The sequence below is a fragment of the Rhodococcus sp. G-MC3 genome (genome assembly GCF_030063335.1).
Lineage (GTDB): Bacteria > Actinomycetota > Actinomycetes > Mycobacteriales > Mycobacteriaceae > Rhodococcoides.
On sequence record NZ_JASISW010000012.1, the window covers coordinates 127,768 to 143,187 of the forward strand.

The 15,420-nt window shown below is 63.5% G+C and carries 14 protein-coding genes; 2 read left to right on the forward strand and 12 right to left on the reverse strand.

What is annotated here, in order from left to right; genetic code table 11:
* Window positions 1–2: 2 nt before the first annotated feature.
* The 12 genes from QMK17_RS15345 to QMK17_RS15400 all read right to left on the reverse strand — a co-directional run bounded on the left by QMK17_RS15345 (window position 3) and on the right by QMK17_RS15400 (window position 11,706).
* Window positions 3–1,799: a nickel-dependent hydrogenase large subunit gene (locus tag QMK17_RS15345; RefSeq protein ID WP_283510129.1), complete on the reverse strand. Its 1,797-nt coding sequence runs from the start codon at window positions 1,797–1,799 to the stop codon at window positions 3–5.
* A gap of 54 nt (window positions 1,800–1,853) precedes the next feature.
* The gene (locus QMK17_RS15350) at window positions 1,854–2,909 is read right to left on the reverse strand and encodes a hydrogenase expression protein HypE (protein WP_283510130.1); all 1,056 of its coding nucleotides are present in this window, start codon (window positions 2,907–2,909) and stop codon (window positions 1,854–1,856) included.
* 131 nt (window positions 2,910–3,040) lie between these two features.
* The gene (gene hypB, locus QMK17_RS15355) at window positions 3,041–3,799 is read right to left on the reverse strand and encodes a hydrogenase nickel incorporation protein HypB (protein ID WP_283510131.1); all 759 of its coding nucleotides are present in this window, start codon (window positions 3,797–3,799) and stop codon (window positions 3,041–3,043) included.
* A gap of 4 nt (window positions 3,800–3,803) precedes the next feature.
* Window positions 3,804–4,133: a hydrogenase maturation nickel metallochaperone HypA/HybF gene (locus QMK17_RS15360; protein ID WP_283510132.1), complete on the reverse strand. Its 330-nt coding sequence runs from the start codon at window positions 4,131–4,133 to the stop codon at window positions 3,804–3,806.
* 95 nt (window positions 4,134–4,228) lie between these two features.
* Window positions 4,229–4,984, reverse strand: coding sequence for an energy-coupling factor ABC transporter ATP-binding protein (locus tag QMK17_RS15365; protein ID WP_283510133.1), 756 nt, complete (start codon window positions 4,982–4,984; stop codon window positions 4,229–4,231).
* Window positions 4,981–5,760: a cobalt ECF transporter T component CbiQ gene (gene cbiQ, locus QMK17_RS15370; protein WP_283510134.1), complete on the reverse strand. Its 780-nt coding sequence runs from the start codon at window positions 5,758–5,760 to the stop codon at window positions 4,981–4,983. Before cbiQ ends, QMK17_RS15365 begins: the two co-directional genes overlap by 4 nt.
* A gap of 3 nt (window positions 5,761–5,763) precedes the next feature.
* Entirely contained in the window at window positions 5,764–6,126 is a 363-nt protein-coding gene (locus QMK17_RS15375) for a PDGLE domain-containing protein (protein WP_283510135.1), read from the reverse strand.
* Window positions 6,123–6,830: an energy-coupling factor ABC transporter permease gene (locus tag QMK17_RS15380; protein WP_283510173.1), complete on the reverse strand. Its 708-nt coding sequence runs from the start codon at window positions 6,828–6,830 to the stop codon at window positions 6,123–6,125. Before QMK17_RS15380 ends, QMK17_RS15375 begins: the two co-directional genes overlap by 4 nt.
* A 65-nt stretch (window positions 6,831–6,895) precedes the next feature.
* Window positions 6,896–7,702: an alpha/beta fold hydrolase gene (locus QMK17_RS15385; RefSeq protein ID WP_283510136.1), complete on the reverse strand. Its 807-nt coding sequence runs from the start codon at window positions 7,700–7,702 to the stop codon at window positions 6,896–6,898.
* Window positions 7,703–7,710: 8 nt separating this feature from the next.
* Entirely contained in the window at window positions 7,711–9,423 is a 1,713-nt protein-coding gene (locus QMK17_RS15390; protein WP_283510137.1) for a SulP family inorganic anion transporter, read from the reverse strand.
* Between the two features lie 58 nt (window positions 9,424–9,481).
* On the reverse strand, window positions 9,482–11,032 hold the full coding sequence (locus tag QMK17_RS15395; protein ID WP_283510138.1) for an ABC-F family ATP-binding cassette domain-containing protein: 1,551 nt from the start codon (window positions 11,030–11,032) through the stop codon (window positions 9,482–9,484).
* A 140-nt stretch (window positions 11,033–11,172) separates the two neighbouring features.
* Window positions 11,173–11,706 carry a hypothetical protein gene (locus tag QMK17_RS15400; protein ID WP_283510139.1) on the reverse strand — a complete coding sequence of 178 codons (534 nt, stop codon included), beginning with the start codon at window positions 11,704–11,706 and terminating at the stop codon, window positions 11,173–11,175.
* 76 nt (window positions 11,707–11,782) lie between these two features.
* Here QMK17_RS15400 and QMK17_RS15405 point away from each other — a divergent pair, with 76 nt between their 5' ends.
* Window positions 11,783–13,606, forward strand: coding sequence for a penicillin-binding transpeptidase domain-containing protein (locus QMK17_RS15405; protein WP_283510140.1), 1,824 nt, complete (start codon window positions 11,783–11,785; stop codon window positions 13,604–13,606).
* A 128-nt stretch (window positions 13,607–13,734) separates the two neighbouring features.
* Window positions 13,735–15,372, forward strand: a complete 1,638-nt coding sequence (locus QMK17_RS15410) for an NTF2-like N-terminal transpeptidase domain-containing protein (protein ID WP_283510141.1) — start codon at window positions 13,735–13,737, stop codon at window positions 15,370–15,372.
* Window positions 15,373–15,420: the final 48 nt, after the last annotated feature.

Here is a 15,420-nt window from a genome sequence, read left to right on the forward strand (position 1 = left end):
CGTCACTCACCGGTGACGGATTGGGTGGGTGAATGCAGCTTCTCCAGGGTTTTTCCGTCGCCGAGATACATGTGCACCCCGCACGGCAGACACGGATCGAAACTGCGCACGGTGCGCATGATGTCGATGCCCTTGAAATGGTCTCGATCGTTCTCCTCGAAGATCGGCTGACCCTGTACGGCATCCTCGTACGGGCCGGGGGTGCCGTACGAATCCCGCGGATTGGCGTTCCACGGAGTGGGCGGATAGGGATGGTAGTTGGCGATCTTGCCGTCGCGAATAACCATGTGGTGGGAAAGAACTCCGCGTACCGCCTCGGTGAATCCGCATCCGATACCTTCGTCCGGTACCTCGAACTTCTCCCACGTTTTGGTGCGGCCGGCGCGGATCTCCACGAGTGCTTTCTCGGCGAAGTGCAATGCCGCTGCCGCAGCGTAGGCCTGAAAGTAGGTGCGGGCCCGATTGCGCTCGATGGTGTTGCTACCGTGCTCTGGGATCTTCCACTCGAAGCTGACCGGGCCTTTCAAGGCAGTCTTGGGTAGGTTGATCTGCACGCTGTGCCCGGTCGACTTGACGTAGCCGATGTCCACCAACTCGGCAAGGGCGGTGTTCCACAGGCGCGCAAGCGGTCCGCCGCCGGTGTCGAGGGCCAGATGCTCCTTGCCGTCGAACCAGCGCGGCGACATGACCCAGCTGTACTTGTCCTCCATGTCGCGCTTCTGAGGCTTGGGATTGGTGTGCTGATTCCAAGGATGCCTACGGTCGACAGGATTGCCCAGCGGATCGTTCTTGACGAACATTTCCTGGTCGGTCCAGTCATCGTAGTAGGAGGAGCCGAGCAGGATCCGGATGCCGAGATTGATGTCGACCAGATCGGTGGTGATCTGCTTGCCGTCCACGACGATTCCCGGGGTGACGAACATTGCTCGTCCCCATTTGGTCATGTCCTTGTAATCGAAGTTGCACACGTCGGGATCCTGGAACGAACCCCAGCAACCGAGCAGCGTCCTTCGGAGCCCTACCTTTTCGTATCCGGGAAGTGCTTCGTAGAAGAAGTCGAAGAGGTCGTCGTGCATGGGCACGACCTTCTTCATGAATTCGATGTAACGCATCAGACGAGTGATGTAGTCGGTCATCAACTGAATTGTCGCTACAGTTCCGACACCGCCGGGATAGAGAGTCGAGGGGTGGACATGTCGACCCTCCATGAGACAGAACATTTCTCGGGTGGAGCGGCTCACGACGAGTGCCTCGCGATAGAACTCACCGGTGAACGGATTGAGTGAGCGCATGATGTCGGCGATGGTGCGATAGCCGTGTTCGCCCTCGTGCGGCGCCCGCGTGTTCTCGGCCTTGGCCAGGACGCTGGGATTGGTTTCCGATACCATCTTCTCGCAGTAGTCCACGCCGACCAGGTTCTCTTGAAAGATGTTGTGGTCGAACATGTATTCTGCGGCTTCACCAAGGTTGACGATCCATTCGCCGAGGTGAGGAGGCTTTACGCCGTACGCCATGTTCTGCGCGTAGCACGAGCACGTCGCGTGGTTGTCGCCGCAGATTCCGCAGATACGACTGGTGATGAAGTGGGCATCGCGCGGGTCTTTGCCCTTCATGAAGATGGAATAGCCTCGAAAGATCGACGACGTACTGTGACACTCGACCACTTCTTTGTTCTTGAAGTCGATCTTCGTGTAGATCCCGAGGCTGCCGACTATTCGAGTGATCGGGTCCCATGCCATCTCCACCAAACCGTCTTCGTCGGTTGCCTTGTGGGACGGGTTGGGGATGGTGGCTGTCATCGAGGGCCTCTTCTTCGGACTCGCTTCGGTGTGGGAGTGGACTTGGGTGATGCGTCACCAAGTGCGGGTGGCGCCGGTTTCGAGCGTGCGGCCGGGATGACGCCACTTCGGTTCGTGATCGACCGTTTTGCCGGTGATATGTCGCAGACTGCGAATCACCGACCCGTACATTCCCGACGCGGTGGTAGAGAGCTTGCCGCCCGGAGGTTCGTCCATGAACGGCATGAACTTGTCGGGGAATCCGGGCATCGTGCAGCCGATGCAGATTCCGCCGACGTTGGGGCATCCTCCTACGCCGTTCATCCAACCACGCTTGGGTACATTGCATTTCACCACTGGACCCCAGCATCCGAGTTTGACGATGCACTTGGGGGAGCCGTACTCGGTGGCGAAATCGCCTTGCTCGTAATAGCCTGCACGGTCGCATCCTTCGTGCACCGTCTGACCGAACAACCATTGCGGACGAAGAGCGTCGTCGAGGGGGATCATCGGCGCTTGATCGGTCGCCATGTAGAGCAGGTATGTCAGGGTTTCCGACAGGTTGTCCGGCTGGATGGGGCAACCGGGAACGCACACGATGGGTATGCCGGCCTTCGACTTCCATTCCCAGCCAAGGTAGTCGGGTACACCCATGGCACCCGTCGGATTGCCTGCCATGGCGTGAATTCCGCCGTATGTTGCGCATGTTCCGACGGCAACTATTGCGGTGGCTTTGGGCGCAAGCCGGTCCAGCCACTCGCTCGTCGTGATCGGCTGTCCGGTCTCGGGGTCGTTACCGAAGCCGCACCAATAGCCCTCGTCGTGCAGCGCTTCGTTGGGGATCGAGCCCTCGACGACAAGAACGAAAGGCTCCAGCTCGCCTCGATCCGCTTTCCTGAACCACTCGAGGAAATCGTCGGCGCCACCTACCGGCCCGCACTCGAAATCGATGAGCGGCCAGTGCACGGCCACCTGGGGTAGGCCAGGGAGGGCACCGAGAGCTATCTCTTCGATACTGGGTTGGGTGGCTGCAGTCAGGGCCACCGAATCTCCGTCGCAACTGAGTCCGGCGTTGATCCACAGCACGTGAATAAGCGCCTTTTCGGCTTCGACTGCTGCCTTGGTGGGCATGAAGTCCGCTCTCCGGGGCCGCGGGGATGCCCCTACATCACCGGAGTCGACCGTCGGCTTGCTTGTGTGATGTATATCACTTTGTACTCTTGCATGGTAAAGGTGTCAATGAGGATGGGAGGCAAGGGCGATCAATGCTCGGCGATCCATCGGTACCAGGCGTCCATTCCGTCACCGTCGGTTGCCGACGTCGCCAGGATCTCGAGTCGTGGGTTTATCGACTTCGCGTGTCGCGCACAGGTTTCCATATTGAAGTCGACGTACGGTAGCAGGTCGGTCTTATTGATGATCACCAGATCGGCGGCTGCGAATATATGTGGATATTTGAGTGGCTTGTCGTCCCCCTCGGTGACGGAAATTAGGACAACCTTACCTTGCTCGCCGAGATCGAACATCGCTGGGCAGACCAGGTTTCCCACATTCTCCACGAAGAGCAGCGAGCCCTCCGCAGGATCGAGCACATCGAGCGCGCCGCGCACCATGTCCGCGTCCAGATGGCACCCCGAGCCCGTGTTCACCTGCACCACAGCACATCCTGCCGCCTTGATGCGGTCGGCATCGAGCAGCGTCTCCTGATCGCCTTCGATCACGGCTATGGGCCTCGATTGCCCCAGGTGTCCAATAGTGCGCTCGAGTAGCGTCGTTTTGCCGGCCCCGGGCGAGCTCATCATGTTGAACGCGGTGATTCCGCGACCGGCCAGCCAGCCCCGATTGCGCTCGGCCAGCAGGTCGTTCTTCGCCAGCACCTTTTGCTCCAGTGTGATGGTTTCGGTGTGCGGGTGTTCGTGCGGATGCTCGTGTGAGTGCTCGTGTGTGTGTTCGTGTGAGTGGTCGTGAGGCACGGTGATAACCGGTCCGCCGTCACCGTCGCATCCGCAGGTTGCACACATGAGTTCAGCTCACTTCCATAGACAGAATTCTCAGTTCCCGACCCGAGATCACCTCGACATCCGCGCTACCGCACGAGCACAGCAGAATCGAATCGGCCAACGCGAAATCCGAATCGCACCCACGGCAATGGGCACTGGCCGCCGTCTCGTCGATGTCGAGTCGAGCGCCTTGCATCAGGGTTCCCTCGGTGATCAGTTCGAAGCAGAATTGCATCGAATCGGGGACTACGGCACAGAGCCGACCGACCTGCACACGGACGCTCGCTACCGTCCGGCCCGCGGCGCGCTCACACGCCGCATCGACGATGCACTGTGTGATCGACAGTTCGTGCATCAGTCCATAGTGCGCTCGGCGCCGCGTCAGTGGTACTCGTTTCGCGGCTCAGTTTCAAGAACGTCGCAGTTTCAAGATTGCCGCAGTTTCAAGATTTACGGCGACGAGCGGCCTCGTGTTCGCGGAAGCGAGAAGCCCCACGGCAGTTCGAGACGATGCCGGCCCAGGAGATCGCGGTCTGCCAGCACGTCGTGAACGCTGCCGTCAGCGACGATCTTCCCTTCGTCGAGCACGACCACGCGATCGCACAGTTGCGCGGCGTAGGGGATGTCGTGGGTGACCAGCAACATCGTGGTGTCCAGCGTCAATAGTGTCTCGGCGAGTTCCCGCCGCGCGACGGGATCGAGATTGGCGGAGGGCTCGTCCAACACCAGAACGTCGGGTTCACAGGCCAGTACCGTCGCCAAGGCGACCCGTCGACGCTGGCCACCGGAGAGGTGCGCTGCGCTGCGGTCGGCTTCATCGAGCATTCCGACGGATTCGAGCGCGGCCTTCACTCGCTGCGTCAGCGCCTCGCCCGTGACGCCGAAATTCGCTGGACCGAACGCGACGTCCTGTGCGACGGTCGGCATGAACAGCTGATCGTCCGGATCTTGGAACACGATGCCGACGCGTCGCCGGATGTCTTGCACCGTCGCTCGTTTCAGCTCGATACCGCTGATCCGAACCCTGCCGGAGGTGGCAGTGAGCACACCGTTGAGCTGAAGCATCAGCGTGGTCTTACCGGCTCCGTTCGGCCCGAGTATCGCAATTCGCTCCCCGACTGCGATGTGGAGGTCGATGCCGTCGATGGCGACTCGGCCGTCGGGATAGACGAAGGTGAGACCGCAGACCTCGATGGCAGGATTCACGACACAACCCAGGCGCCGAGCGCAATGGCAACTGCGAAGTACGCGGGAATCAAACCTGTCGCCCATGATCTCGAGTCGGCGGGGGCCGCCACGCCCGCGATGCCCGCCATATCGGGGATGCTGCCGGTGAAACCACGAGATGCCATCGACAGGTGGACGCGCTCGCCGCGCTCGTACGAGCGCAGGAACAATCCTCCGACGCCGCGAGCGGTGGCGCCGACCTGGTGAATCACGCGAGGAGAATCGCCACGCGAGAGGCGGGCGTTGCGCATCCGTGTGGCTTCTCCCGCAAGAAGATCTATGTATCGCAACATCAGCACCAGGATCGTGGTGATCAGAGCGGGGACGCGTAACCGCGTGAGGCCGAGCGGAAGGTCGCGCGAATGCGTGGTGGCGGCGAACGTGAGCGAAGTGGCAACGCCGAGAGTTCCTTTGGCGACGATTCCCCACGCCGCGTAGAGACCCGGCTCCGACAACGACGCACCGAGGACCGATACGCGTGCGCCACCCTCGGCGAATGGCAGCAGTACTGCGAGCAGGACGAACGGCAACTCGATGACCATGCGGGGCAGAATCCACCGCAGCGGGACGTTCGCATACCGCCAGAGGCACATCAGCGCAGCCGCATACAAGGCGAACGGCCAGAACATCTCTCGTGGCGTGGCCACTATCGCGAGCACTGTGACGATGGCGCACACGATCTTGACCTCTACCGGCGTGCAGTGAACCGCCGAGGAGCCCTCGCGGTAGAGCGGGTGGTAATGCCCGGCACCCATGAGTCAGTCGTCTCGTCCGGCCGCGGGCCTGCGCGAGCGGGCGATCAACCAGAAGGCTCCGCCGGCGAACGCAAACGTGGCGAGAACTCCGACGACCCCAGCGACACCGGTCAACCCGTCTCGGCCGCCGACCGTGTAGTCGGCCAACAATGATCCGGTCATCGCATGGTCGGTTTCGCCTTGCGCGATGCACGATCCGGTAAGGGTCTCGGCACCGGTGTCCGTTCGGGTGATCTCGCATCCGCGCAGCGTCGCCGAGTCCAGTCCGTCGGGATGCGAACTCGCGAAGTACGACACGAATCCCGCCACTATCAAAGCTGCGAGCGCGAAGCAGAAGTAGAAGCGCCGAGTCGGGGATTTTTTCATGCGTCGCTCGTGTGGCGCTTCGGGGCGGTGCGCAGCAGGTAGACAAGGTCTGGCCGGGCACGCGCCACCGTCAGCACTGTCAGGGCCGTGATCAGGCCCTCGCCGATTCCGATGAGGACGTGGGTGCCGAGCATGTAGGCGCCGACGGTGCCGAGCGAACCCGATACACTTCCGCCGAGGGCATACTCGAGTACGAATCCCATGGCGGCACAGACGGTTCCGCACAGCGCGGCGAGAAATGCGAGCGCCCCGAGGCCGCCGGGCGTGCCTACGGTCAGCGCGCGTCCTGTCGGTGTGCTTCTACCGAGGAGTACCGGACGCAGCAGCAGCGCAACTCCGTAGCCTACGCAGACTCCGATCAATGCCATGTTGGTGATGTTGGTGCCGAGGGCACTGGTGCCGCCGTCGGCGAACAGTAGTGCCTGTACCACCAGAACGATCGAGACACAGAGCGCTCCCGTGAACGGTCCGACGAGAATGGCTGCCAGCGCACCACCGAGCAGGTGGCCGCTCACGCCCGGGAGTATGGGGAAATTGACCATCTGGACGGCGAAGACAAATGCCGCGACCAGTCCGGCCATCGGGACGGTCCGCTCGTCGAGTTCGGATCGAGCCTTCCACGCACAGAGACCGACGCCCACGATGGCGATCACGCCGAACAGCAGCGAGGTCGGGAGGTTCACGATCCCGTCGCTCATATGCATCGCGACAACGTCGGCATCAGCCATCGAAAAAGTGTACCGCCAACTGTCTACACTTGCTCAGATGTTCACGTGTTATTTCTGGCGTGCACTCTCGCCAGAAACGGCTTCACGACGGCCATCACCTCGGTGGCGGCGGCGGGAGTGGTCGAGTGGTCGAATCCTTCGATGACGTGCAGCTCCGATTCGGGCACCAGCCCTGACGCGGACCGGGTGTCATCGAGACGAGTGCGGTCCTGCGACCCGACGTAGAACAGTGCCGGTAGATCGAACTCGCGAAGAGCGTCGTCCGGAAGTCCGGGCTCGATGTCCGAAGCCCGAAAATACGCGGCCATGGCATCTGGGTCGTTGGCGGTGAACACCGCACGAGTCGCAGCGTCGACCGGAAACAGGCGGTGCCGATTCCATTCCTCGATGAATCCGCCCATACCGCGAGTTGCGAGGACGTCGGCGCATCCGGGGAAGAACAGGCGATCGAATGCGCCGCGCTGCGGACCGTGCGAGCCGCCCCCGACCACGATCGAGCTCAGCCTCTCGGGAGCGCTGGCCGCGAGCGACAGCCCGGCCCGGCCGCCGAACGAGTAGCCCCAGAAATCTGCCTTCCCGACGCCGACAGCGTCGAGGACGGCGAGAAGATCCTCGACTATGGACGCCATCCGGTACGTCTCGACGTCGTGCGGCTTGTCGCTGCGACCGTGTCCGCGCATGTCGAGCAGAATGAGGGTGCGTGAGGGGCGCAGCGCCTTCGCATAGCCGAACGTGCGCCAGATCGTATGCGTGAGCAGGCTGCCGTGCACCAGTAGCAGCGGCGGTCCGGAACCGACGACCTGGTAGGCGATTCGGACACCATCGGCAGGGTTGGTAGCGAAGTCCACGCGGTCGATTATCGCAGCGTTCCTCCCGGTTGATCCGGTCGCTGGTGGAACGCGTCGACAGCGGTCTCGACGGTGTAGTAGAAGCGAGTGGTATCGAACCTGCTGCCCACTCCGAAACGGATGAGACGATCCTTGATGGGGCCCTTCATTTCCGCAAAGGCCAGCCGAATTCCCTGCCCTTCCAGGTTTCGATCGAGGTCGACGAGTTCGTCGACCGCAGTGGTGTCGAGCCCGGTGATCGGCTCGGCGGCAACGACGACCCATTCGACCGGGCTCGGTGCGTCGGCCACCACCGAGCGCACGTACTGGTTGAAGATCTCACCGTTCGCGAAGAACAGCGGGGCGTCGAACCGCACCAGTACGAGGCCGGGGATGCGCCGGCCGTCGGGGTGGCGTTCGATGTCGTGGAAGCCCGGTCGGTCGGTCGTGTGGACCAGTTCGGTGCGGTACGGCTGCCAGGCCCGAGCGACGACTGCGACAAAGGACAGCCCGATCGCGACGAGGATGCCCTGCAGCACTCCCACAAGGGCCACCCCACCGAACGCGGCTGCGGCGAGACCGAATTCGACTCGGCTCATGCGCCACATTCGGACCAGGCCGCTCACATCGATCAGCGAGGAGGCCGCGACGATCACCACCGCCCCGAGCGTTGCATCGGGTAGGTAGGCGGTGACACCGGGAGCGACGAGGACGAAGGCCAGGACGGCGAGCGCGCCCACCACACTCGCCAATTGTGTTCGGGCGCCACTCTGTTCGGCCACTGGTGTCCGTGACCCGCTGGCCGAGATGGGGAAACCACCGAACAGTCCGCCCGCCAGGTTGGCGACGCCGATCGCTTTCATCTCCGTACTACCGTTCACATTTTCGCCGTGCCGGGCGGCGAACGTTCGGGAGAGCACACCAGTGTCGGCAAACGCGATGAGGGCGATCGCCGCCGCAGGCCCGATCAAGTGTCCGACGTCCACCCAGTCGACACCGCCGAACGACGGCAGCGGCAGCCCTGTGGGGAGTGCGCCGACCATGTCGATGTCGTCGGTGAGGTCGAGTAACGCTGACGCGATCATGGCCCCCACCACCGCCACCAATACTCCGGGGATACGCGGGATCCACATGCGGAAAATGGGGATGACGGCGAGCGAGCCGACACCCACTGCGGCAGCGGTGAGGTCGATCTCGCCCCGCAGCACCGACTGGCCGATCTCGACGGTTTGTCCGAGGACGCCGGACGCGTCGACGGAGAATCCGAACAGCTTGGGCAATTGCCCGACGACGACGATGAGTGCGATCGCGTTCAGGTAGCCGAGCCGAATGGGCTTCGACAGCAACGCTGTGACGAAGCCGAGACGAAGGAAACCGCCGACGAGAAGGACAAGACCGACGAGCACACCGAGGACTCCGGCCAGGGCCAGCGCATTCTCGGGGTCGTCGGCGACAGCCAGCGGCACTATTGCCGCGGCGATCAGTGGCGCCAGCGATGAATCAGGGCCGATGACCAGTATTTTCGATGGGCCCACTACCGCGTAGGCGAGTAGCGGAACAACGGTGGCGTAGAGCCCGGCGTAGGCAGGCAACCCGGCAGCCTGTGCGTAACCCATTCCCGCCGGAATCAGCAGAGCGGTGAGAACGAGTCCAGCGGTGATGTCGCTGCGCAACCATTCGCGGTGGTAGTTCCGGGCTGTGACGATCCCGGGCAAGCGGCCGAGGCTTACCGGTAAGGGCATCGCCCGATTATCGACCCTGGCGCAGGACGGCGCGCCGGCCGGGGTGGACGGAAGAACCTCAGAGCTCGATCCACCGAGTCGGCTGCAGGTCCCGCAGGAACGGCAGGTCGTGACTCGCGACGATCAATGCACCCTCGTAGCGCAGGAGTGCCTCGGTCAGGTGCGCACGGCTGACCGGATCGAGGTTGTTCGTCGGCTCGTCGAGCATCAGGAACTTCGGCGACGGCTCGGCGAGGAGAATACGAGCCAGCGCGGCTCGCAGTCTCTCGCCGCCGGACAGAGTGGACACCACTGCGTCCGCATCGTTTCCGCGGAACAGGAAGCGTGCCAGTTGTGCGCGGATCTGTTCGTTCGATGCGTGCTCGGCGACATCGGCTACGTTCTCGGCCACCGTGCGGGATTCGTCGAACACATCGAGACGTTGCGGTAAATATCGCCACGGACTCTCGGCGCCGAGAGCATCGAGCTTCCGAAGCAGCGTGGTCTTTCCGCTGCCGTTCGGCCCGATCAATGCGATGCGCTCCGGCCCGACGATCTCGATTTCTTCGGTGTCGATTATTTTCTGTCCCGCATGCACTTTCGTTGCCGGGAGCTCGATCCTGATCTCACGGTCATCGCGCAGGCGGTCCTCTGCTGAGGCCATAGCGGCGTTCGCGTCGGCGACCTTCTCGATGTGGGTGTTGCGTAGTTTCCCGGCCGATTCCTGTGCCGCGCGTTTGCGAGCTCCCATCACGATCTTGGGCTCACGTTTCTGTTCGAACATTTTCTGGCCGTAGCGTGCTCGGCGGTCGATCTTCGTCCGTGTCTCGATCAGTTCGCGTTGCTGCTTCCGGGCATCGTTCTTGGCGTCGTGCAGTGCGGCACGTGCGGCCTGCTGCTCGGCGTCGATGACGGATCGGTAATGCTCGTAGTTGCCGCCGAACATTCGGAGCTCGCTCGGTCCGCTACGGTCCTTTCTGAGCTCGGCGATAGTGTCGACGGTGGCCAGCAACTCCAGGTCGTGACTGCAGACGATCACGACCCCACCGAACGCACCGATGGTTTGATGCAACCTCGCTCTGGCATGACGATCGAGGTTGTTGGTCGGCTCGTCGAGAAGTAATACGTCGGGTTCGGCGAGCAATTCGGCGGTGAGTGCGAGCAGCATCGACTCGCCGCCGGACAACGTTCCGAGAACTCGGTCGAGATCTTTTCGTTCGCCGACGATGTGCGACAGGCCGAGTTTGTCGAGCAGCGCCACCGCTCGGTCCTCGGCGTCCCATCTCGTTCCGACGACGGAAAAATCTTGTTCGGAACCACCACCGGACTCGATGCGGTGCAGTGCTTCTCGCACTTCTCGCAGGCGAAGAATCTCGTCCACTCGCAGTCCGGAGCGAAGAGCGATGTCCTGCGGCAGGTAGCCGAGAACGCCGGGCACAGCCACCGAGCCCTGCTGCGCTTGCAACTCACCGGTCAGTAATCTGAGCAGTGTCGACTTTCCGGCACCATTGGAACCGACGAGACCCGTTGTGCCACTGGTGAATGCGGCGTCGAGTCCGTCGAATACCGCATCGCCGTCGGGCCAGGTGAAATGTAGATCGGATACGAGAAGGGAGGGCGAAGTAGACATGATTGCTCCAGAGGTATGCGGGCGCGCAGTGGTTCTACGCAGCGGCAGGAAAACCTCTAGATGAGCAATGGCCTCTCCGAATCTGTTGGTAGCAAGGCGATACCCAGGCTAGACGTGGCTCGGGGAATCGCGCAACCGCTTTATCCTGTCGGCCCCTTCTTGCGCAGGTCGTCGACCGTTGTCATGGCATCGCGCAGTTCGCCGAGCCAATCCTGGGTGTGCTCGCCGACGAGTTTGACGGCCCACGACAAGGCATCGGCGCGCGAACGTGCAACGCCCGCATCGACCAGGGTGTCGAGGACCTTCCGCTCCGGCTGGCGAAGCCTCGTCATCACCGGAACGGCGAGGTGCGTGAACAGGACGGCTTCGCCGTCGACGGCGACACCCCAGGCGACCTTGCGGCCGTATCGTGCCTCGGCCTCGTCGGCAATCTGCATTCGGTCCTGACGGGTGCTCTCACGGAATCGTGCGATGCGGCCCTCCGTCGATGCGCTGGACGCATCCTCCGGCGTGGGCAATTGGCCGACGACGACGATTTCCTCACGGTCGATCTCGACGGTGGCGTCACCAGCGAACCAGTCGTCGGGAAGCCTGCCGGTGAACCATTCGGTTGCATCTGTCGCGTCGGGTACGTCGGCCTGCTGCCATCCGCCCGGTCGTCCGAACTTTCTCATGATGTCTCCTTTTGATTGCGAAGTAAGCGTAATTACATGATTACACCCAAGTTCTCGATTGCGCTACAAGTGCGGCATGATCGTGCGGGTGCGCACATCGAAGAACACGGTTTCTGCCCTCGTTGCTGCGGTGGTACTGGTACTCGCCGGGTGTGGCGACGACGGTCCGCCCGAGCCTGCAGCCACCGCCACGCAGTTCGTCGACGCGATCAACAGTGGGTCCGCCGATGCCGCAGCGGCGTTGACGACAGACCCCGCGGCCGCCGCCGCCGCGTTGACCGGTTTGTACGACGGACTCAGTGCGAGCGGAACCGTCACCGCGACTCCTGATTTCTCGGTCGAATCAACCTCGGAGGACAGCGGAACGGTGAAGTTCGACGCCACCTGGCGCTTCTCGACGACGGGCGACGGCACGGAGGAGCCGGACGGCGAGCCGAAGCAGTGGCAGTACGACACCACCGCCACGGCCTCCGAGACGGATCAGGGCTGGCGGATCAACTGGGACCCGACCATCCTGGCGCCCGGCCTCGCTGCCGGCACCACCATTCGGTACACCCCCACCGACGCGCTGATCACCCCGAAGGTGTTCGACCGCACCGGTGCAGAACTGATGTCTCAGCAGGTGGTGACGTTGATCAACGTTGGCGCCACCGCCGACCCGGCTGCCGTGGCGTCGTACCTCACCCCGATTGTGCCCACGATCACCGCGCAGTCGATCGCAACCGAGCAGGCAGGATCCTCGGGAAATACGGTCACTCTCGTCGCGCTGCGGCAGTCCGACCTCGACCCGATTGCGGCGCCGCTTGCCGCACTTCCCGGCGTGACCCTTGCGCCACAGACGCGCCTGTTGACGACGGATCGCGCGGTGGCCTCGCCGGCACTGACCGGGGTGTCCGAGCTGTGGCAGCAGCAACTCGACGAGAACAAGGGGTGGTCCATCGAGTCCACGAAGGCGGACGGCACCGTCGAGCAGCTCGCGGGTATCGATGCGAACCCCGCGCCCGACATCGCGACCACCCTCGACAGCTCGCTGCAGCGCAAAGCCGAGAACGCGCTGGCGTCGCTTCCGCAGCAGGCGGCGATCGTCGCCCTGCAGCCCTCCACCGGCAACGTGCTGGCGGTTGCGCAGAACTCGGCTGCCGACGCCGAAGGGCCGATCGCACTCACCGGGCTCTACCCGCCGGGTTCGACGTTCAAGACGGTCACCACCTCGGCTGCACTCGAAGCAGGCACCGCAACTCCGGACACTGTTCTGCCGTGCCCCGGAACCGAGAACATCGAGGGACGGCAGATCCCGAACGACGACAACTTCGACCTAGGCGACGTGCCGCTGCACACCGCGTTCGCGAAATCGTGCAACACGACGATGGGACGCCTCGGCGTCGGCCTCCCCGCCGACGGCCTGGCGCAGACCGCGCTGCAGTACGGCCTCGGCGTCGACTACGTGACACCGGGGCTGACGACGGTCACCGGCTCGGTTCCTGTGGCCGACACCCCGGCTGCGCGCGTCGAGTCGGCAATCGGACAGGGGCAGGTGACGGCGACCCCGTTCGGGATGGCGCTCGTGGCGTCGTCGATCGCGGCCGGTTCCCTGAAGCCGCCGACGCTGGTCAGTGGTCAACCCGGAACTGCCAACACGGCGACGAAGCCCGTCGATGCGGTAGTCGCGGAGCAGGTCAAGACGATGATGCGCGAGACCGTGACGGGGGGCACCGCAACCTCGCTGCGGGACATCCCCGGTCTGCTCGGCAAGACCGGCACCGCCGAGTTCGGCCCGAACAACGAGGGTGCGCACGGCTGGTTCGTCGGTATCGAAGGCGATCTGGCGTTCGCGGTCTTTGTTGCGGGCGGTCAGAGTTCGGCGCCGGCGTTGCAGGCGGCGGGGGCGTTCTTGCGCTGAGGCCCTGACGCGTCAACCGAACGCACGTGCGTTTGCGTGAGATTCGGAGCGCACCGTAGCTCAATCGTGACCGTAGCGTATGAATCCCGTGCTTGTTACTCGTGTGACTACAGTGAATATTGTGACTCATGAGTTCTGTGGGATCGCCGGTCGTGCGCCGGATTCGTGGCCGCTACGTGGTCGCAGTGGGGGCCAGTCTCGTCTTGACGTCGACCGTCGCCCTGTGGACGCTCGATGACTCGCAGAGCGATGGGGAACGTCTGGTCGACGAGTTCGCCAAAGCACTGGAGAACCACGACGTCGAGGCCGCGGCAGCGCTCACGACGTACCCCAACGCGGCAGCCGCCAGCCTGACCCAGATGTTCGACGGCTTGGCGGCGAACGGCACGTCGACGAACGATGTCGATGTCGCGCAGTTCATCGACCTCTCCGGCGACTCCGGTTTCTTCACCCTGGACACAGGATGGAACTTCGGCGACGGCAAGGACTGGCAATACGAGACCCGTGGCACCGCGAAGAAGCTCAGCGTCGGGTGGCGAATCGCGTGGGAGCCGGACGTGCTCGCACCCGAAATGCCCCCGGGCGGATCCGTACGATACGTCCGCACCGACGCAGCTCCGCCGACGGTGTTCGACTCCGCACAGAACGTTCTGATGAACGAGCGGACGATCAACGCGATCCTGCTCGATCCTGCGCAGATGCCGGATCCCGCGACATCCGCCTCGCAGCTCGCCGACATCATCGACGTCGTCGCGCCGCTGATCACCGCAGACACACTGCTCTCGGACCTCGCGGCCACTCCCGGCAGCGCGATCCTCGCCGTCAACCTTCGCGACGACGACTTCGCCGTGCTCGAGGACGAACTGCGGGCAATACCAGGCGTCGTGGTCGCGCAGACACCGAAGTTGATTGCAGGCGACCGCCGCATCACGTCCCCGGTCATCGATTCGCTGCGCACCGCCTGGCAGCAGAACCGCGACGCCACCGCCGGATGGGCCGTCGACGTCGTCGGGGCCGACGGCATGCTGACGCGTCAGGCAGGCTTCCAAGGTCCCGCAGGACCCGACCTGCACGCGACGCTCGACCCACGCATCCAGTTGGCCGCGGAAGAAGCCGTCGTGAGCGTCGGCACCTCGGCATCGATCGTCGCAATCGCGCCGTCGACGGGCGCAATAGTCGCCGCCGCGCAGAACAGCTATGCCAACGAACAGGGTCAGATCGCGTTTTCGGGGATGTACCCGGCGGGCAGCGCAACCGACTTGCTCGCCGTCGACGGCCTCGATGCCAGCGCCCTCGGTCTCGGCGTCAACTATTCGATGCCTGGTCTCGATGCGTTCACCGGCCAAGTCCAGTCGGAAAACAGCTCCATCGACCGCTTCCGGACCGTCGGCAACGAGTCGTCCGAGGCAGCGGTGACGCCGTTCGGTCTCGCGCAGATGGGCGCTGCCGTCTCACGAGGCGGCGTACCCTTGCCGTCGATCGTGGCAGGGCAGACTGCCGTCCCGGACAAGGAAACGTCTGCAATCCCAGCCGATGCGTTGGCCCGTTTGCGGGAGATGTTCCAGAAGTCCGCACACGACGAGGGGCTCGATGCCTACGCTGGACTCACCGGATTCGCAGGCAACAGTGGCGACGACCGCTGGTTCATCGCCAACCGTGGTGACCTGGCCTTCGCCGTCTACATCGAAGACGCCGACGGTACCGATCAGGCCGTGAAGATGAGCACGATGCTGCTGCGCGACATGGATTCCGGCACTACCGAGTAGCCGCAACCTCGTCAGCGACACTGTCCGGGTCGCTTCGCAGGGTAGTTT